This window comes from Pseudomonas sp. HP_08 (assembly GCF_055284095.1).
In genome coordinates this window covers 92434-111833 of sequence record NZ_JBTOQC010000012.1, presented here as the reverse complement: position 1 = coordinate 111833, position 19400 = coordinate 92434, and the positions used below count along the sequence as shown (strand labels likewise).

Here is a 19400-nt window from a genome sequence, read left to right as displayed (position 1 = left end):
CCTTCATCCTTCCCCATAGAGAATTCAGCATGCATTTCCAATGGAGCGCCATTTGGGATGCGCTGCCGGTCCTGCTCGAAGGCGCCAGGCTGACCTTGTGGATTTCGATCCTGGGTCTGATCGGTGGTGCCGTCATCGGCGTGGTCGCGGGCTTTGCCCGCGCCTACGGCGGTTTTTTCAGCAGCCGTGTTGCGCTCGTTTTCATCGAACTGATTCGTGGCACCCCGATCATGGTGCAGGTCATGTTCATCTACTTTGCCCTGCCGATGATGATTCCGGTACGCATCGACCCGTTCACCGCAGCCGTAGTGACCATCATGCTCAACTCCGGGGCCTACATCGCCGAGATCACTCGCGGTGCAGTGCTGTCGATCCACCGCGGCTTTCGCGAAGCAGGCCTGGCACTGGGCCTGTCCAGACGTGACACGTTGCGCTACGTCATCGCGCCACTGGCGTTCAGGCGGATGATCCCGGCGCTGGGCAACCAGTGGATCGTCAGCATCAAGGACACGTCGCTGTTCATTGTCATTGGCGTGGCCGAACTGACCCGCCAGGGCCAGGAAGTCATCGCCGGAAATTTCCGCGCCATGGAGATCTGGTCAGCCGTCGCCGTCATTTACCTGATTATTACCCTGGTGCTGAGCTATGCACTGCGGCGCATGGAATCGAGGCTGAAAATCCTATGATCGAGTTCAACGGTGTCTCCAAGCACTTCGGCAGCACCCAGGTGTTGCATGACATCAACCTCAAGATTGCCAGCGGTGAAGTGGTGGTCATCATCGGCCCCTCGGGCTCAGGCAAGTCGACACTGCTGCGCTGCATCAACAAGCTGGAAGAAATCAGCGGCGGCCAGTTGCTGGTCGATGGCCTGGAGGTCAACAACCCCAAGGTCGACGAGCGTCTGATTCGCCAGGAAGCGGGCATGGTGTTTCAGCAGTTTCACCTGTTTCCCCAGATGACCGCGCTGCAGAACGTCGCCTTCGGCCCAGTGCGGGTGCGCGGTGCCAGCCGCAAGGAAGCCGAGCAACTCGCCACCGAACTGCTGGCAAAAGTCGGCCTGGCCGACCGCGCCGGCCATTACCCTTCCGAACTTTCTGGCGGACAACAGCAGCGCGTGGCGATTGCCCGGGCGCTGGCGGTAAAGCCCAAGCTCATGCTGTTTGACGAGCCCACCTCTGCGCTGGACCCGGAACTGCGCCATGAGGTACTGACCGTGATGAAGTCGTTGGCCGATGAAGGCATGACCATGGTGATCGTCACCCACGAGGTGGACTTTGCCCGCAAGGTTGCCACACGCCTGATCTTCATCGACAAGGGCCGCATTGCCGAGGATGGCCCGCCGGCCGAACTGATCGCCAACCCGCCCAGCCCCCGCCTGCGGGAATTCCTGCAACACGTATCGTGAGGAAAAGCCATGACATTGCCCTCTATCCATCTTGATGGCAGCGCGTACTCGATTGGCCACGGGCTGGGTGTTTTCGGTCGCGAGGCGGTGCATGAGCACCTGCGGCCTCTTGCACTCTGGCAATACCTGGCCGCGCAGGCACACACGCCGGCGGCGCTGCACATGCGTCAGCGGGTACAAGACGAATTCCCGCGTTACTGGCAGGAAATCGAAGGGCTGGCCGATGGCCTGCAACTGCCACTCGATGAAGTGTTCATGTGGAACTGCCGGGGTGACTATGTGTACGCGCAGAGTGTGGACGGCTGCACGACCGTCTTTGGCCCGACACAGGATGGCACGCTGATCGCCCACAACGAAGACGGCTTTCCACAACTTCGCGGCCATTGCGCCCTCCTGCATGCGACGCCAGAGGCGGGCCTGGCGTTCACCAGCTTTATCTACCCAGGCTCCCTGCCGGGGCACACGCTGGCGGTGAATGAGCGCGGGCTGGTGGCGACGGTCAACAACATCCGGCCCAGGCATATTGCGGCGGGCATTCCACGGCAGGTTCTGGCGCGCGCTACGCTCGACGCCGCCGATATCGACGAAGCGATTGCCCTGGTCACGCGCACCGATCGCGCCGGGGCGTTTCACCACACCTTCGGGCAGGTGGGCAGCGCACGGATTGTCAGTGTCGAGGCCAGCGCCGAAGGCAGCAATGTCAGCGAAGTGCAGTGGCCGGCCGGGCACTCGAACCATCTGGTGTCGTTGTCGCTCAATCAGGTCGGGCAGCGCATCACCGCCAGCTCAGGCGCAAGGCAGCGGCGGATCGACCAGCGCCTGCAACTGATACCCGATTATCTGGATGCCGACACTTCACTGGCTATTCTGCGTGACACCGCAGGCGGCGCCCTGCCCGTTTATCGTTGCGCGGCTGATGATCCCGATGATGAAAACACCCTGGCAACCGGCGTTTTTCTGATTAACGCCAACACTGTAGAGTGGCGGATTTACACGCAGCCCAGCACAGACCGGCCCGATGTCGAAGGCGTGGTCCACCGCTCACTGATCAACGCTTGTTCGGGTTGAGTGCAACGAGCGCAGGCGCTCACTCAATAATGGATACCTCTGATGACTAACGCCCCGACCGCACCTCCCGATACGCTCGACGGCCTCAAGCAACTGCTCGCGGCCATCGAACGACGCGAGGTCGATATCGCGCTGGGTAGCAGCTCCAGGCGCGTGCTGATGGGGCTGATCGAATCACCACAACGCACCGCTGTTTCTTCGATCAGCGAGCTGGCGGAGCAACTGGACGTCAATGCCTCTACCCTGTCGCGGCTGGCACAGCGCCTGGGTTATGGCGGCTTCAGCAAACTGCAGGATGTTTTTCGTCGGGAGATTACCGAAGGCAAGCATTTCTACAGCGATCAGGCTTCACGACTGGTCATCAACAATGAAGACAAGGACGCCCTCAATCAGTTGACTCGCCTGGGTCGTCAGGAAAGCGCAAACATCGCCAGCATGATCGAACAGGTCGACCCGGACGTGTTCGTGCAGACGGTCGAACTGCTGGCCAGTGCCCGGCGGATCAGGATCCACGGCATGCGCCAGTTCAATTCACTGGCGTTGTTCATGTCCTACGGACTGGGCATGTTGCGCCCGGATGTAGCCGCCCTCGACTCCAGCCGCCAGGGCGTGGCCGATGCCCTCGCACAACTGGATCAGGGTGATGTGCTGGTTGTTTCCAGCTGCTTTCCCTACACCCCCAGCGTTCTGGCCACTGCCGAGGTGGCGGCCCGCCACGGAATCAAGGTCATTGCCCTGACCGACTCGGCCAGTTCGCCGCTGGCCAAGGTTGCATTGCACAGCTTCTACGTGCCCAATCACAGCCTGTTTTTCAGCAACAGCATGTGCGCCTTCATGTTGCTGGCGCAGGGTTTGTTGAGCGCCGTTGCCAGCAAACTCGGCGAGCTGTCGATATCGGCATTGAAGTATCGGGAAACGCTGATCGAAGAACTGAATGCATCGCTGTAAGACCTCGTATCCGCTTTAGAGGTCTGTCAGCGTGCTTTTCCTTCAACCCGAAATCAAAACACCTGATGCGTCGGGCGCAATACGATTTCGTTGATATCCACGTCATCGGGCTGCTCGATCGCAAACGCGACAGCCCGTGCCACCGACGCCGCCGGAATCGCCTGCTTATAGAAGTCCAGCACCGTGTCTTTGGCTGTGCCCGAGGTGCTGTGCTTGAGGTCGCTGTCCACCGCGCCCGGTGCAATCGAAGTCACGCGCACCTTGTCACCGACTTCCTGGCGCAAGCCCTCGGAAATGGCACTGACGGCGAACTTGGTGCCCGAATACACCGTTCCGCCTGGTGCAAACACCTTGACCCCGGCCACCGAGCTCAGGTTGATGATGTGCCCGCTTTCTTGTGCCAGAAACCGTGGCAGCGCGGCGGCGATGCCGTAGAGCGTGCCCTTGAGGTTGACGTCGATCATGGCGTCCCACTCATCGGTGTTGACCTCCGACATCGGCCGGATCGGCATCAGTCCGGCGTTGTTGATCAGCACATCGAGCTTGCCAAAGTCCGCCACTGCCGCCGCGACCACCGCCTCGACCTGGTGCTTGTCGGTGACATCGAGGGTGTAGGCACGGGCTGTTCCACCGTCGGCAATGATCTGGGCCACCACCGCTTCCAGCTTGTCGGCGCGGCGGGCGGCCACGGCCACTTTCGCGCCACGGGCGGCGAGCAATCGGGCGACTTCGGCGCCGATGCCGGTGCTGCCACCGGTGATCAATACCACTTTGCCTTCAATACCTTTGCTCATGCGAACACCTCATTTTCAAGTTCGGATCTGGCGGGGGAATACTGCGGATAATCGGTGAAGCCTTTTTCGTCACCGCCATACAGGCCGGTGGCGTTCAAGGGATTCAGCGGCCAGCCATTGGCGATGCGCCGGGGCAAGTCGGGGTTGGCGATAAAGGGCCGCCCGAACGCAACGAAGTCGGCCAGACCGGCTTCGATCAGGGACGCCGCACGGTCGGCGGTGTACAACCCGGCGTAGATGATCCGACCGGTAAAGGTGCTTCTGACCTCACGGCGAAACGCTGGCGGCAGGTCCGGCGCATTGGGCCAGTCCGCCTCGGCGATCGACAGATAAGCGATGCCGGTTTCTTCGAGCACCTTGATGGCTTCGATGTAGGTCTGGTGTGGATCGTCTTCGACGAAGCCGATGTACACGCGGTCTTCGTCGGTACTGGTGAACAAGGGCGCGAAGCGCACCCCGAGGCGGTCAGGCCCGACCACGGCGCTGACGGCTTGAACCACTTCACGCAGAAAGCGCAGGCGGTTGTGCAGCGAGCCGCCGTATTCATCAGTGCGCTGGTTGGCGTGGGCCGAGATGAACTGGTTGACCAGATAGCCGTTGGCGCAGTGGATCTCGACCCCGTCGAAGCCGGCGTCCAGGGCATTGCGTGCGGCCTGGGCGTAAAGCTCGACCAGCGCTTTGATCTCGGCGACGCTCAGTTCCCGTGGCGTGGAAGGGTCGACCAGCGTACCGGTGCCTGGGCCGGTTTCGATAAAGGCTTTGACCTTTTGCGCCTGAATCGCCGACGGCGCAATGGGCGCGGCGTTGTCCGGTTGCAGTGCGTTATGGGACACGCGGCCGACGTGCCACAGTTGGGCAAAGATCACGCCGCCTTCGGCGTGCACGGCGTCGGTCACGGTGCGCCAGCCATCGATCTGCGCCTGGCTGTAAATGCCCGGCGTCCAGGCATAGCCCTTGCCGCGGGGCTCGATCTGCGTGCCTTCGCTGATGATCAGGCCGGCACTGGCGCGTTGCTGGTAGTAGCGGGCCATCAGCGCCGTGGGCACATCACCGGGCTGGGCACTGCGCTGGCGGGTGAGCGGCGGCATGACGATACGGTTTTTCAGGGTCAGCGGGCCCAGCGAGGTGGGTTCGAACAGTGAGCGGTGTTGCATAAAAGAATTCCTTTTGACGTCAGTCAGCGGTGTAGCCGGGAGAGGCTCAGGCGTTGTTGAGCAGATTGATCAGCGCGCTTGCGGTTTCGCTGGACGAACCCGGGTTCTGGCCGGTGATCAGCAGGCCGTCGCGGACCACGTAGGAAGACCAGTCCGCACCTTGCGAGTACAAGCCGCCGTTGGCCTTGAGCATGTCCTCGACCAGGAAAGGCACGACCTGGGTCAGGCCGACCGCCTCTTCTTCGCTATTGGTAAAGCCGGCGACGTTTTTGCCTTGAACCAGCGGCGTACCGTCAGGCTTTTTCACATGGCGCAGCACGCCAGGCGCATGGCACACCAGAGCGGCGGGCTTGCCGGCGGCCAAGAAGGATTCGATCAAGCGGATCGAAACCGGATCTTCTGCCAGATCCCACAGTGGACCGTGGCCGCCCGGATAGAAAACGGCATCGAAATCGGCTGCCGAGATGCTGTCCAGACGCACAGTGCTGGCGAGCAATGCGCTGGCCACGGCATCGGTTTCGAAACGGCGGGTCAGGTCAGTCTGGAAGTCTGGTTCGTTGCTCTTTGGGTCAAGCGGCGGCTGGCCGCCCTTTGGCGAGGCCAGGACGATTTCGGCCTTGGCATCCAGAAAGGCGTAGTAAGGCGCCGCCAGCTCTTCAAGCCAAAAGCCGGTTTTACGGCCAGTGGTGCCAAGGGTGTCGTGCGAGGTCAGGACCATGAGAACTTTCATTTTGATTTCCCTGCTTGAAGTTGGAGTAGCCAGAAACAGATTAGACTGGTCGTCTAGAGACTGGGTATTAAATGAATCGGTGCGTTGAATGTGCGGTAACTCTAATCACGATTAGACCAGTCGTCTAGTGCTATTTTGATTTTTTTGCTCGCCCCTGGATTCAGGTAGCGAGCGGCGATACGTCGTTTGAAGGGTTGATCAGGAAAGGCTGAGGATCTGCCGCGTCGTCGACAGGGCTGTTTCAAAGGGCTGGACGCTCTTGGTTATTTTCACCATCACACTGGCACCGACCCACAGCTGGTAAAGGCTCTGCGCGGTGGCGTAAGGCGCGCCACTGATCGTCACGGAACCGTCTGCAATCCCCTCCTCGATCGCCTGCGCCAGGCGGTCGATGATGCCGGTCGTGCCACGCTTGAGCACGGTGCGCATCGCTTCCGACAGGTCGGCCACCTCAACGCCCAGCTTCACCGCCAGGCATTTGCCCTGACAGTCCTGGAACGACTGAGTGTCCTGCCAGATGGCCCAATAGCGCATCAGCCGCTGGGCACTGGTGAGATCAGGCAGTGCGAGCACCTGGTCCAGCTCGGCCAGATAGTCGGCAAAGTAGCCTTCCAGCATCGCCTCGCCGAACGCATCCTTTGAACCGAAGTAATGATAAAACGAGCCTTTGGGCACGCCGGCAGTGGCCAGAATTTCATTCAGGCCCACGGCGGAATAGCCCTTGGCGGCCATGATACGTTGGCCTACATCAAGGATTCCCTGGCGGACATCGGAGGTTTCGCGTGTTTTGGGAGTGCTCATGGCGGCGATGTTAACTGTTACTAGTCGATCGGTCTACCGGGCATGAGTCGTCATGAAGTTAAAGCACCACGCTATTCTGCGCGAAGCTCAGACGCCTTGATATCGGCAACAGGTCCCAAAATAGAGCTGTCGAACGCGCGTGCGCTGCCATTATCAGCGAGAATTTTCGGGAAATCGGGATTACTCAGTGCGCCGCGCCCCAATGACACCATGTCCGCACCGTCTGCCAGTGCTGCGGCGATTCGTTCCCGGGTATGCAGGCTGCCGTTGGCAATCAGACTGACGCCCGGTGCATATCGGCGGGCCAGCGCGACCAGGCTTTGGCCGCCATTCTCAAACGCGGGTTGCCACGCCTCATATTCGGTAACGTGGATAAAGTCCGCGTCCGCATTGGCCAATGCGCTAAAGATAACGTCTGCATCGCCCTGCCCACCTGGCCATTTACTCTTGAAGTCATTGACCTTGCCCTGAGAGATGCGGATGCCTACCGGGACACCCTCACCGATCTCGCGCTTCACCGCTTTTATAATCTCGACCAACAGGGTGACACGTCCGTTGATATCGCCGCCCCAGCGGTCTGTGCGCTGGTTGGTAGACGCACTGAGGAACTGATCGAGCAGATAACCATTGGCGCCATGAATTTCAATGCCGTCAAAACCAGACACTTGCACTGCACGTGCCGCCGCCTCGGCAAACCCGCGAATGACCTCTTCAATTTCGGCCTCGGTCATTGCTGAAGGTGTGGCATAACGTCCCTTGCCGTAGTAAACCGGCATCTGTTCGCCCACTGGCTGAACCGCCGACGGCGCAAGGGTATGGCTGCGATAAGGATTGCCCTGGCTCAACGCCCCGGCATGCATGAGTTGCGCGAAAACCAGCGCGCCATGAGCCTGAAGCTCTGCATTGAGCTCGGCCCAGCCAAGCGCCTGTTTCTCATCCGCCAGACCGGGTTGATTAAGATATCCCTGCGAGAAGGCCTTATCGGTATACAAGCCCTCAGTGGTAATCAGCCCAAAGCCGCCTTTGGCGAACCGCAGGTAATAATCACGCATGATTGGGGTGACTCTACCCTCGGCGCTGGCGCTGATGCGGGTCATAGGCGCCACGGCCAGACGGTTGCGTGATACAGCACTCTTGATAACGAATTCGGATAATATTTCTGTTGCAGACTGATTAATCATATTGATTCACTCTTGTTCAAGACTCACTGTAGATACGAGCATTAAGTATGGATTCAGCGCCATGCTAGGCTGTTATTACCGGCCTTTGAATCTCGCATTACGTGAAGCCGGCTGAACATAAAAGGATATAAAGTGCTTGTTGCGGATCTTCGAATCTTTGCTGCGGTGGCCTCTTGCGAAACGTTGTCGGCGGCGGCACGTTTGCTCGGCGTCGCACCTATGCAGATATCCAGGCGCGTGGCCGCTCTGGAAGCAGAACTTGGGGTCAGGCTCTTTCATCGCTCGACAAGATCGGTCTCGCTAACCGCCGAAGGTGAAGCATTGCTTCCCTATGCGACCACCATGATCGAAGCCGAGGATGGCGCGAAAAACACACTAAGCCCCAGCGCGGCGACCGTCACCGGGGTACTGCGGATGACAGCGCCCAGTGTCTTTGGCCAATCCATTGTGCTGCCCGTCTTGTCGCGCCTGATGGAAGACCACCCGGAACTTAAAGTTGAGCTGGACCTTTCCGATCGGGTGGTCGACATCGTTGCTCACGGCCTGGATCTCGCACTTCGACTGGCGCCGCTGGAAGATTCAGAACTGATCGCCCGAAAAATCCTGCCCAACCCACGCATCATTTGTGCATCACCGGAGTATCTGGCGCGTCATGGGCGCCCAGAGACGCTGGCCGACCTGCAGTCTCATCACTGTGTATTGCTGCAGGCCATCCCGCGCTGGCCACTGATTGTCGACGGCGAACTCAAGCGCCAGCGGGTCAACGGGCACTTGATGACCAGCAGTATCGAAGCCGTGCGCACCGCCGCCATTCAAGGTCTGGGCCTGGCCTTGCTCACCTACTGGGATGTTTTCAAGCAATTGCACGATGGATCGTTGATCGAAATACACCTTGAGGATGCAAAGATGCAGGAACTGTCGATATGGGCAGTCATGCCGACCCGCTGTTTCGTGGCGACACGGGTAAAGGTTTTTCTCGACGCGCTGGAGCATGAACTCATGACGGCGCAGGCGATTCAAACAAGCGAGCCTCTACGGTAAGGCTTCAATCCAGCATTCTGAATGCAAATACCCCGAACCCTGCCCGCCAGGCGAAGTCGGAATTTTCATGTGGATGCTGGCACCACGCCGCTTTGATGCGCGCGGATGCCTTCATCCGGAATTTCGACTTGGCCTGGCAGGCGTTATGACCCTACAACTTTCTATTTCTGCAATGCACACCCCGCGCCGTGATGCCGATGGCTACCTTCCACTGGAGGACTACGCCGCCCTGGGCGATGGCCGTTCGGTCGCGCTGGTGGGCGCCGACGGTTCCATCGACTGGTGGTGCGTGCCGCACATGGACTCGCCGCCGCTGTTCGACCGCTTGCTGGCACCGCAGTCCGGTGGCTTTTTCACCATTACCCCTCAAGGCCCGTACCGGGTCGAGCGCCGTTATCTGCAAGACAGTAACGTGCTGGAAACCCTGTTTCTGACCGAAACCGGGCAGGCACGCATGACCGAATCGCTCAACAGCGGCCCGGCCGGTCGCCTGCCATGGGCGGAGCTGGGCCGGCGTATCGAAGGCATTGAAGGTCAGGTCAGCTTTAACGTGCAGATCAATTTCGGCACCCAGGCCGACAAGGTCAGCCCTTATATCTCGCAGAGCGGTAACGGCAATGTGTTCCATGCCGGACGTGTGCTGGGCATGTTCCTGCACAGCGAAAACCTTGAAATCGACGAAAGCGGCGACCAAGGCATCAAGGCGCGCTTGCAGATCCATCAGGGCCAGCGAGAAGTGCTGGCCATCGTCGCCGGCCGTGACGAACCGCTGGTGGTGCCGCCGCTGGATCTGATCGATGCCCGCATCGACGGCTCCGACCGGGAGTGGCGGATCTGGAGCGACGGCCTGACCTATGACGGTGAGTACAAATCACTGGTTACCCGCAGCGCCCTGGCGCTCAAGCTGCTGCTGTCGTCGCCCACCGGCTCGATCATGGCGGCCGCCACCACCTCGCTGCCCGAACGCATCGGTGGCGACAAGAACTACGACTATCGCTTCGCCTGGATCCGCGATGCCGGCTACACCATCGAAGCCTTTCTCAGCATTGGCGCGCAACCGGAAGCCAAGGCAGCCTTTACCTGGCTGCTCAAGCGGCTGGGCGAACACGGCCCGCACGTGTGCTACACGCTGTGCGGTGATCTGGTCGACAACGCGGCGACCCTTGACCTGCCTGGCTACAAGCATTCACCGCCGATGGTTGGCAACGACGCCGCCGGGCAATGGCAACATGGCGTCTATGGCGACATTTTCGAGACCGCCAAGTGCTTTATCGACTGCGGCAACATTCTTGACGGCCCCAGCGCCATGCTCCTCGCCAGCCTGGCCGATCAATGCGCCGACCATTGGCGGCGCAAGGATGCCGGCATCTGGGAGCTGCCTGAAGAACAGCACTACAGCATGTCGAAAATCAGTTGCTGGCAAGCCCTCAGCCGCGCGGTGGAACTGGCCCGCGACGGCCACCTGCCCACCACCTGCTGCGAGCGCTGGGACCGCGAACGTCAGCGCGTCGAAGACTGGATCGAGGAACACTGCTGGAGCGAGCAGCATCAGGCCTATCTGTTTTACCCCGGCAGCGACCGCCTCGATGCCTCGCTGACGCTGGCCGTACGCTTTGGCTATCCGCACACCGAGCGTCTGCAAAGCACCTTGGATGCCATCGACCGCGAACTGGGCAGCGGCGCGTTCCACTACCGCTACACCGATGTCGATCAAGAGGAAGGCTGTTTTCTGGCGTGCAGTTTCTGGATGGTCGAAGCCATTGCACTGTTGGGCGATCGTGAACGCGCAGCGGGCATGTTTGAGAGTGCCGTGCAGGGCCTGGAGAATGGCGTGGGCATTTATTCGGAAATGGTCGACCCGCACACCGGCAGTTATCTGGGTAACCTGCCACAAGGGTTGACGCATCTGGCGCTGCTGGGCGCTGCGCGGGCGTTATCGGGCTCTGATCACCGTAGACGGCCGGTCTGACACATACCGTGCAAACCGGCCGAGCAGTCTTACTCGGTCGGTGACTCGGTGTCGATAAACCCCGGCACCTCGGCCAGCTCATACTGGCGCTGCTGATGCCGGTCGGTCCCGCGCCGGCCTGGCAAGGTTTCCAGCGTTTGCGGCTGGCCGGTTTCCAGCGCCCGCTCAATCGCCGCTACCACGCGCACATCGCGCCAGCCTTCCTGGCCATCGGCTTCCGGCATCTCGTTATTGAGGATGCAGTCGGAGAAATAAGCTGTTTCGCCAGCAAACTGATCCACCACCGGCTGCAGATGCTCGCGGGTGTTGTCGCCAATATGCGCGCGATAAGCGATGCCTACGCCTGCGCCATAACCGAAGCACGGCGACGCCTCGACCTCGCCTTTGCTGCCGATCAACTGGAAGCGCTCGCTGTCCGGCAAGCTATAGCTGACCGTAAAGTGCGCCAGCCGCTCGCCCGGAAAGCGCAGCGCCACGGTTACGGTGTCCCAGGTGCCAATGTCGTGTTCCGGGTTTTTACTGCCAAATGCGGTGACTTCGATTGGTTCATCGGCAAACAACTGGCGCACCATGTTCAGCGGGTACGGCCCCATGTCCGGCACGGGACCGGCGGCAAAGCCATGCTTGGCCCGGTGATTGGTGATTTTCACGGTCTGGGTGAAGGTCGCGGTAAACAGCCGTGGCTCGCCAAAATCCCCGGCCCGCACGCGCTCGATAATCTCCAGCGTGCCCGGCTCGTGGTGCAGGCGATAGGCGATCATCAGCTTGCTGCCGGTACGGTTGGCCGCCTCGATCATCGCGTGGCAATCGACTTCGTTAGTGGCCATGGGTTTTTCCAGCAGCACATGAATGCCTGCTTCCAGCGCCGGAATCACGAATTCGCGGTGGCGAAAATTGGGCGTTGCGACATACACGGCGTCGATTTCGCCAGAGGTGAGCAACTGCTCATAGTCTTCATAGCGATACGCCTTGATCCCGTACAGCTTCGCCAGTTGATCGGCTTTTTGCGGGTCACCGGTAACCAGTGCGGTCAGCACCGAATTCTCGGTCTGACCGACGCCAGGCATGAACGCCCCTTGGGAAATCGAGCCGCCGCCGACCACGCCATATCGAATCTTGCCGTCTGCTGTAGGCATCCTGAATCTCCTCTTGAACGGGCAAAAGAAAAAATTGCCCTTTCAGGATTGGCCCGTGTGGGGCTTAGAAGTTCAGAGAGATTTGCCCAGAGGCAAACGTAGCGCTCAGTTCCCCCTCACCTGCTGCAACACCACCTGCAACGGATGCAGCACCACTTTGCCATCCTGGCGCTTGACCTGGCTGCGGCACGAATAGCCATCCGCAACCAGTCCGCCGTCCGTTGTATGTTTGGCCACCAGCGGTTGCCAGGATTGCTGGTAGATGATTTTCGAGGTAGCAACGTTACGGGTTTCGTGGCCGTAGGTGCCGGACATCCCGCAGCAGCCGCTGGGCAGTACATCCAGCTTCAGGCCAAGGCGCGAGTAGGCTTTTTGCCACAGGCCGACGCTGCCCGGTTCGTTGGTTTTCTCGGTGCAGTGCGGCAAGAAGCGGAACACCTGGCCAGTGTCGGCGCGCTCGGGCAGTTGCGCGTTGGCCAGCCACTCCTGCGGCAGCAGCACGGTAGGTGCGTTGTCGCCCAGGGTTTTGCTGTATTCCTGGCGATAGACCAGGGTCATCGCAGGATCCAGGCCCACCAACGGAATGTCGAAGCCCTGCAAACGGCTGAGGGTCTGGCTGTTGTAGTTGGCGGCCTTTTCAAAGGCGGCCATGAAGCCTTGCACCTGCAACGGCTTGCCGTTAGGCGCATACGGCGCCAGATAGACCTGGTAACCCAGGCGGCTGATCAGCTCCAGCCAATCGGCGGCCAGATGCGTTTCGAAGTAACGGGTGAAGGCGTCCTGCACCAGGATCACGGTGCGCTGACGCTGCTCGGGGCTCAATGCCGCCAGGCGTTCCGGGGTGGCGATGCCGACGTTCCAGCGCGCGCAGGCCGCACGGAAGTCCATCAGGCTCAGCAGCGGGCTGTCGACCATGCCGGCCACGTGTTCAAGCAGATAGCGCACCGGTTTGGCGGCCATGATGGCGTTGTACGACTTGGGAAAACGCGCCAGGTGCGGAATGGTGAATTCCAGCGAGCCGATCAGGTAATCCTTGAGCGGGCGCATATAGCGGGTGTGGTACAGCTCGAGAAAACGCGAGCGGAAATCCGGCACGTTGACCTTGACCGGGCATTGGCCCGCGCAGGATTTGCACGCCAGGCAGCCGGCCATGGCGTCATAGACCTGATGAGAGAAATCCTGCTGGCCACGCAGCCTGGCAATGCTGTTGCGGGCCTTGTTCAGCACGCCACTCAAGGCGCCGGCCGAACGTGCCTTGATGCTGGCTGCCAGCACGTCAATGTTCTGCTCGCCTTGCAGGCGCAGCCATTCGCGGATCAGCGAGGCGCGACCCTTGGGCGAATGAACGCGGTCGCGGGTGGCTTTCCACGACGGGCACATGGCGTCGTTGGGGTCATAGTTGTAGCAGGCGCCGTTGCCGTTGCAGTGCACGGCGCTTTCATAGCTTTGCCACACGCGCTCGTCGATGGTGCGGTCCAGGTCGCCGCGCAGTTGCACTTCATCGACCAGCGTCAGTGTGGCGCTCGGCACGGTGGCCGGTGTGGCGATCTTGCCGGGGTTCAGCTGGTTGTGCGGGTCGAATGCGGCCTTGAGCGCTTGCAACGACGGGTACAGCTCGCCGAAATAGCCCGGCACGTATTGCGAACGCAGGCCCTTGCCGTGCTCGCCCCACAGCAGGCCGCCGTGTTTCTGGGTCAGGGCGGCGACCTGGTCGGAGATCGGCCGGATCAACGCGGCCTGGGCCGGGTCTTTCATGTCCAGAATCGGCCGCACGTGCAGCACGCCGGCGTCGACGTGGCCGAACATGCCGTATTGCAGGCCGTAGCTGTCGAGCAGGTCACGAAATTCCTGAATGAAGTCAGCAAGGTTTTCCGGCGGCACGGCGGTGTCTTCCACGAACGGCTGCGGCCGTGCCTCGCCCTTGACGTTGCCCAGCAGGCCGACGGCGCGCTTGCGCATGGTGTAGATGCGCGTCATCGCCGCATGCCCCACCGCCAAGGTATGGCCCAGACGCACCACCGAGGTGTCGCGCTGCAAGTGTTCGACGAACTCATGCACGCGGCGCTCGACGTCATCGAGGTCATCGCCGCTGAACTCGATCAGGTTGATGCCCAGGGTCGGGGTTTCAGGGTTTTCCGGGAAATACTCAGCCACGCCGTGCCAGACGATGTCCTGCATGGCCAGCATCAGCACCTTGGAGTCCACAGTCTCGATCGACAGCGGCTTGAGCGCCATCAGCGCCTTGGCGTCGCGCAGTGCGTCCATGAAGCCTGCGTAGCGCACGTTGACCAGAATCGAGTGTTTGGGGATCGGCAGCACGTTCAGGCGTGCCTCGACGATAAAGCCCAGCGAACCTTCGGAGCCACACAGCACGCTGTTGAGGTTGAAGCGCCCGTCTTCTTCGCGCAGGTGCGCCAGGTCGTAGCCGGTCAGGCAGCGGTTCAGCGGCGGGAAGATGTCCTTGATCAACTGCGCCTTGTCGTCGGCGATGCCTTGCGCGCAGCGATAGACCTCGGCGCCACGGTCGTTGCGCGCCTGTTCGGCGGCCACGGCCTGCTCGTCCATCACATGGCTGTAGACCCGCGCGCCGCCAAGCAGCACGGTGGACAGGTCGAGTACGTGGTCGCGGGTCTTGCCGTAGGTGCAACTGCCCTGACCGCTGGCGTCAGTGTTGATCATGCCGCCGATGGTGGCGCGGTTGGAGGTCGACAGCTCCGGGGCGAAGAACAGCCCGTGCGGCTTGAGCGCGGCATTGAGCTGGTCCTTGACCACGCCGGTCTGCACCCGGACCCAGCGCTCTTCGACGTTGATTTCCAGAATGCGGTTCATGTGCCGCGACAGGTCGACAATCAGCCCGTCGGTCAGCGACTGACCGTTGGTGCCGGTGCCGCCGCCGCGCGGGGTCAGGACGATGGCGTTGAATTCGGGACGGGCAGCCAGGCGCGCAACCCGCTCGACATCGCCGCTGTCACGCGGAAAAACGGCCGCTTGCGGCTGGCGCTGGTAGATCGAGTTGTCGGTGGCCAGCACGGTGCGCGAACCCTGATCGCGGGCGATGTCGCCGGCAAAGCCTTCCTGCGCCAGGGCGCCGAGAAAGCGGTCATACAGGTCGGCCTGCTCGTTAGCGGGTTTCAACAAGGCAATCATGGCGGTACTTCCTGTCTCGAAGACTTTTTATATGCAGAACACGTATGCTGGCGGCAATGCCCGGACACGGCTGATCAACGGTTGACACAGATTTTCGGGCACAACGGTTGATCAGGCAAATGTAAAACCTGGCGTTTTTGCATGAGTTTTATGAATGAGCGTTTTAACCACGATGAATCCACGACGCCTTACCCCTTCAATGTCGCTGCTGATCGCTTTCGAGGCGGCGGCGCGGCATGGCAGTTTCACCAAGGCTGCCGACGAACTGGCCCTGACCCAGAGCGCCATCAGCCGCCAGGTGCAGGCGCTTGAGGCGCAACTGGAGGTCGAGCTGTTCAAGCGCGACGGCCGGCGCATCGAGCTGACCACCGCCGGCGCCCTGTATCAGCATGAACTGGCCGCCGCGCTGGGGCGCATTCGCAGTGCGACCTTGCAGACCATCGCGCACAAGTCTGAAGGCGGCACATTGAACCTGGCCGTGCTGCCCACCTTCGGTTCGCGCTGGCTGTTGCCGCAGATGCATGACTTTTACGCCCGGCATCCGGGCTTTGTCGTGCATATCCATTCGCGCATCGCCATGACCGACCTGAGTTCAGCTGCGCAGGACATGAATGCGCTGATCTGCGTCGGCAACGGCAACTGGCCGGGTTATATCGCGCACCTGTTGATGGCTGAAAAGCTGGTGCTGATCGCCAGCCCCACGGCCCTGCCCGGCCATGCAGGCATGCGCCCGCAGGATGTCGCCCAGCACTCGCTGCTCAGCGTGGTGTCGCGGCCCAATGCCTGGTCGGACTGGTTCGAGCACAACGGCCTGAACCATCACGTTTTGCGCCCGGGACCGAGTTTTGAAGTCACCTCGCACCTGATTCAGGCCGTAGCGGCCGGCATCGGCATCGCCCTGGTGCCCAGCGTGCTGGTGCGCGATGAACTGGCGCGCGGTGAACTGATCAGCCTGTTCGAGCCAATGGACAGCGGCCGCAGTTATTATCTGGCGTACGCGACGCGGTTTCAGAATTTGCCGTCGTTGTGCGTGTTCAGGGACTGGTTGCTGGCCAATGCGGCTGTTCGTTGAGCCTGAGCCTTTAGGCTCAATGCCCGTTATGGTCCCAGACCCAATCCCATAATCCCGGCAAATGCACGATGGTCTGGCCATCCTTGACGGTGCGGGCCATGGCGGCGCGTTGCAGTTCGGCGGGGTCGTCGTAGAACGGTTTGGCGGCCAGCGGCAGGCCGTCCTGGCGGGCGCTGTCGATGAGGATTTGCAGGTATTCCTGGATATGCCGTGCGCTGTAGCGGTTGATGTCGTGGAAGGTCACTACCACCGGCGTCGCGCCATCGACCGCCGGCAACTGGCCGCGAGCAACGCGCTCGCGCACCTCCGAGACCTGGCGCAAGAAGTGCGCGCGGCGGCGCGGGCTCATGTTGAAGCCCCAGATCTTGCCGTCGTTGGCGCTCAGGTCGGTCAGCAACACGTGCAGGCCATGGCGTTGATAGGCCGCAAAGGTGCGATGGTCGTAATTCCAGAACGGCGGGCGCACCAGCGTGGCGTGCTGGCCGGTCTGGGTTTCGATGATCTGCACGCCCTCGCTCAACGATTGCTCCAGTGCTTCGGGGCTGAGCGAACGATGGTTGGTGTGCCGTGGCGTGCTGCTGTGAAAGCCCAGCACATGCAGTTCCTGGCCCTGGCGGCGCATCACTTCACGGCCCTTGTCGGTGCCGCCACCGCCCACTGCGCCGGTCTGCACGAAAAATACCGCCTTGATGCCGGGTTGCACCGGGTTGTCGGCCAGATCGTCAAGCACCCGCTCGGTGGGGTTATAAAAGCTCGAACCACTGGGACCGTCGTCGAAGGTCAGCACAAAACGCACCGGCGGCACCTGGCGCAGTTGCTCGGCGGTCTGTTCGGTCAGGGGTAACGGTGCGCCGATACAGCCTGACAACAGGCAAGCGGCAGACAGCCATAGGGCGACAAAAACGGTTTTCATTAAGGACCGGTGCTTGGGCGAAAAGCTGCACACACTAGCGGCAGCAGCCCTTTCGCGCTACTGCCGCTTGCAGGGCACACCGATCAGGTCGGGCAGTTCACCGTGCCGTTATTGAGGTTCTGCTTATGAATCTGATAGTCCAGCGTGGCTTTGCCGTTGGTCCACTTGAGGGTCATGACCAGCAGCGAATCGAAGTCATCGCCGGTCCAGTCATCGATCAGGGTCATTTTCTTGCCTGACGCTTCTTGCGCGACCTTGTTGACCAGGTCCGGCAGATAGCCATGGGACCAGGCGGTGTAGATGGTCGAGTCGTGGTACTTGGTGGCCATCAATTCGTGGGCCAGGTCGCTGGTGTCGTTGGCGCTGAAATCGATGTTGACGGGCAAGCCGAGCTTGATTGCGCTGGGGCCGATGGTCATCAATGGGCGGATATAGCTGTAGGACAGGTCGCCCTCGCCCTCTTCGACATGCCGGCTCGGGTTGGCGGCAAAAATGAAGTCTGCCTTGCCGAACTCATTGGGCAGCAGTTCCGCCAGATCCAGGGCACGGTTCAGGCCCTGGCAATTCAATTGGCCCAGGCCCATGGCCGGCTTTTCGGCGTGGCGCAGAAACACCAGGGTCTGAGTGCCGTTCTTGGGGTCGGCCATGACACCTTCGCCGCTGGCAAACCACAACACTGCCGAGGCGCCTAATACAGCAGGCAATGCCAACCAGCGGCGATGGCGCCATTGGGTCAGAGAAGATTTGACACGGTTAATCATGAGTTGAATCCGGTGCAGGTTTTTATAAATGCAATTTTGTCCAGTCACTGCGGCAACGTTGCCAGACCTGGCGGGTTCGTGAGTCCGTTCGAAAGGTGGTATTCCAGTCCCGCGGGTAGCTTCTGTGAAGGCTAGCTGCAGTATGTTTCCGTATGAAGAAGCCCGACGATATGTAGGATTTTTCTACTTCTTGGACATCCAAATCCCACTATAGGAGTGGGAAAAAGTCGTTCTGTTGCAAAGAGGACGGAAACATACCATGTCATTTGTCAGAAAAACGTCACGACTCAGAAGCCGTGCGCCGTGAAAGCACCCCGCGTCCCGGCCTTGAACCAACCGCCAGCGCCAGCAGAATCAACGCCATGCAGGCCAGATCCCAAGTGCCGGGGCGCTGGCCGAGGATCACCAGGGTGCTGGCAATGCCGAATACAGGGATCAGCAGCGACATCGGCGCCACCGCTGAAACCGGGTACTCGCGCAACAGCAGGTTCCAGCCCCAGTAGCAAAAATGCGTAGCGCCATAGACCTGAAAGGCCAGCGAAAAAATGGTGACAGCATGTAAATGCGCAGGCAGCGCCGTGAAGGGTTCGGTGCCGTGTGACAACCATGTCAGCAAAAACAGCGGTATCGGTGGGAACAGGCTTGCCCACACCACGAAGGCAAAAATCTCCTGCACCTTCGACACCTTGATGACGACATTGCCCACGCTCCAGGCGAACGCGCTGGCGATCAGCAGCATGAAGCCGACCGTGGTGCCTTTACCGGCGCTGCCTGACAACATCCCGACCAGCCCGATCGCTGCCAGCACGCTGCCAATCAATTGCGGCCAGGTGAAACGCTCACGGAACACCAGCACGCCCCATCCCAGCGTAAAGAAAGCGCTGAACTGGATCAGCAGCGAAGCGCTGCCCGGTGGCACACCGAGTGCGATGCCCTGGTTGATCAACGCCCACATGGCCACGCCAAAAATCAACCCATAGGCGGCCAGCCAGCGCACCGCCACCGGCGGACGCTTGACGAAAAACACCCACGGCAAGGCCGCCAGCGTGAAGCGCAGCGCGGTCAGCAGCAAGGGATCGATATCGGCAAGACCGAGTTTGGTCACAGGGAAATTAATTCCCCAGACGGCCGTGACCAACACGGCGAGTAACAGGTGTTTTTTCTGCATGGTTACGTGTCTTTTCTCAGATCGCCAAGCGGAGGTGCTTGATTTACTGAGGAAATATGCAAGAAACCGGCATGGCCTGCTTTCGATCCAAGGCCAATTATCATTAGAATCG

17 protein-coding genes are annotated in these 19400 nt (G+C 60.7%); 7 read left to right on the top strand and 10 right to left on the bottom strand.

Going from position 1 to position 19400, the window contains the following annotated elements; translation table 11 throughout:
• Nucleotides 1–29: 29 nt before the first annotated feature.
• From glnP to ACYAS9_RS12150, 4 genes are read left to right on the top strand one after another with little or no spacing between them, the layout of a single operon-like run.
• A complete protein-coding gene (glnP, locus tag ACYAS9_RS12165; protein WP_463568543.1) occupies nucleotides 30–686 on the top strand; it encodes a glutamine ABC transporter permease GlnP in 657 nt (218 codons plus the stop codon).
• Nucleotides 683–1405 carry a glutamine ABC transporter ATP-binding protein GlnQ gene (glnQ, locus tag ACYAS9_RS12160; RefSeq protein WP_463568542.1) on the top strand — a complete coding sequence of 241 codons (723 nt, stop codon included), beginning with the start codon at nucleotides 683–685 and terminating at the stop codon, nucleotides 1403–1405. The genes glnP and glnQ overlap by 4 nt, the downstream gene beginning before the upstream one ends.
• A gap of 9 nt (nucleotides 1406–1414) precedes the next feature.
• Nucleotides 1415–2473 (top strand): C45 family autoproteolytic acyltransferase/hydolase, encoded by a 1059-nt coding sequence (locus ACYAS9_RS12155; protein WP_463568541.1) that lies wholly within the window; start codon nucleotides 1415–1417, stop codon nucleotides 2471–2473.
• Nucleotides 2474–2515: 42 nt separating this feature from the next.
• The gene (locus ACYAS9_RS12150) at nucleotides 2516–3421 is read left to right on the top strand and encodes a MurR/RpiR family transcriptional regulator (protein WP_463568540.1); all 906 of its coding nucleotides are present in this window, start codon (nucleotides 2516–2518) and stop codon (nucleotides 3419–3421) included.
• Between the two features lie 53 nt (nucleotides 3422–3474).
• Here the strand turns inward: ACYAS9_RS12150 and ACYAS9_RS12145 are convergent, their stop codons facing one another.
• From ACYAS9_RS12145 to ACYAS9_RS12125, 5 genes are all read right to left on the bottom strand, one after another.
• A complete protein-coding gene (locus ACYAS9_RS12145) occupies nucleotides 3475–4215 on the bottom strand; it encodes an SDR family oxidoreductase (protein ID WP_463568539.1) in 741 nt (246 codons plus the stop codon).
• Nucleotides 4212–5369 carry an alkene reductase gene (locus ACYAS9_RS12140; RefSeq protein ID WP_463568538.1) on the bottom strand — a complete coding sequence of 386 codons (1158 nt, stop codon included), beginning with the start codon at nucleotides 5367–5369 and terminating at the stop codon, nucleotides 4212–4214. Before ACYAS9_RS12140 ends, ACYAS9_RS12145 begins: the two co-directional genes overlap by 4 nt.
• 46 nt (nucleotides 5370–5415) lie before the next feature.
• Nucleotides 5416–6099, bottom strand: a complete 684-nt coding sequence (locus ACYAS9_RS12135) for a type 1 glutamine amidotransferase domain-containing protein (RefSeq protein ID WP_463568537.1) — start codon at nucleotides 6097–6099, stop codon at nucleotides 5416–5418.
• Between the two features lie 198 nt (nucleotides 6100–6297).
• Complete coding sequence (locus ACYAS9_RS12130) at nucleotides 6298–6900, bottom strand: TetR/AcrR family transcriptional regulator (RefSeq protein WP_463568536.1); 603 nt, start codon at nucleotides 6898–6900, stop codon at nucleotides 6298–6300.
• A gap of 71 nt (nucleotides 6901–6971) precedes the next feature.
• Complete coding sequence (locus ACYAS9_RS12125; RefSeq protein WP_463568922.1) at nucleotides 6972–8078, bottom strand: NADH:flavin oxidoreductase; 1107 nt, start codon at nucleotides 8076–8078, stop codon at nucleotides 6972–6974.
• Between the two features lie 135 nt (nucleotides 8079–8213).
• On the opposite strand from ACYAS9_RS12125, the gene ACYAS9_RS12120 reads away from it, so the two are divergent.
• Both ACYAS9_RS12120 and ACYAS9_RS12115 read left to right on the top strand, forming a co-directional pair.
• Nucleotides 8214–9122: a LysR family transcriptional regulator gene (locus ACYAS9_RS12120; RefSeq protein WP_463568535.1), complete on the top strand. Its 909-nt coding sequence runs from the start codon at nucleotides 8214–8216 to the stop codon at nucleotides 9120–9122.
• A 145-nt stretch (nucleotides 9123–9267) separates the two neighbouring features.
• Entirely contained in the window at nucleotides 9268–11091 is a 1824-nt protein-coding gene (locus ACYAS9_RS12115) for a glycoside hydrolase family 15 protein (RefSeq protein WP_463568534.1), read from the top strand.
• A 29-nt stretch (nucleotides 11092–11120) separates the two neighbouring features.
• Here the strand turns inward: ACYAS9_RS12115 and ACYAS9_RS12110 are convergent, their stop codons facing one another.
• On the bottom strand, nucleotides 11121–12227 hold the full coding sequence (locus ACYAS9_RS12110) for a Gfo/Idh/MocA family protein (RefSeq protein WP_463568533.1): 1107 nt from the start codon (nucleotides 12225–12227) through the stop codon (nucleotides 11121–11123).
• 105 nt (nucleotides 12228–12332) lie between these two features.
• The gene (gene ydiJ, locus ACYAS9_RS12105; protein ID WP_463568532.1) at nucleotides 12333–15374 is read right to left on the bottom strand and encodes a D-2-hydroxyglutarate dehydrogenase YdiJ; all 3042 of its coding nucleotides are present in this window, start codon (nucleotides 15372–15374) and stop codon (nucleotides 12333–12335) included.
• 172 nt (nucleotides 15375–15546) lie between these two features.
• Here ydiJ and ACYAS9_RS12100 point away from each other — a divergent pair, with 172 nt between their 5' ends.
• Nucleotides 15547–16446: a LysR substrate-binding domain-containing protein gene (locus ACYAS9_RS12100; RefSeq protein WP_463568921.1), complete on the top strand. Its 900-nt coding sequence runs from the start codon at nucleotides 15547–15549 to the stop codon at nucleotides 16444–16446.
• Between the two features lie 16 nt (nucleotides 16447–16462).
• On the opposite strand, the gene ACYAS9_RS12095 is transcribed toward ACYAS9_RS12100, so the two are convergent.
• From ACYAS9_RS12095 to ACYAS9_RS12085, 3 genes are all read right to left on the bottom strand, one after another.
• Nucleotides 16463–17359 carry a polysaccharide deacetylase family protein gene (locus tag ACYAS9_RS12095; RefSeq protein WP_463568531.1) on the bottom strand — a complete coding sequence of 299 codons (897 nt, stop codon included), beginning with the start codon at nucleotides 17357–17359 and terminating at the stop codon, nucleotides 16463–16465.
• An 83-nt stretch (nucleotides 17360–17442) separates the two neighbouring features.
• On the bottom strand, nucleotides 17443–18117 hold the full coding sequence (locus ACYAS9_RS12090; RefSeq protein ID WP_463568920.1) for a hypothetical protein: 675 nt from the start codon (nucleotides 18115–18117) through the stop codon (nucleotides 17443–17445).
• A 283-nt stretch (nucleotides 18118–18400) separates the two neighbouring features.
• Nucleotides 18401–19288, bottom strand: coding sequence for an EamA family transporter (locus ACYAS9_RS12085; RefSeq protein WP_463568530.1), 888 nt, complete (start codon nucleotides 19286–19288; stop codon nucleotides 18401–18403).
• Nucleotides 19289–19400: the final 112 nt, after the last annotated feature.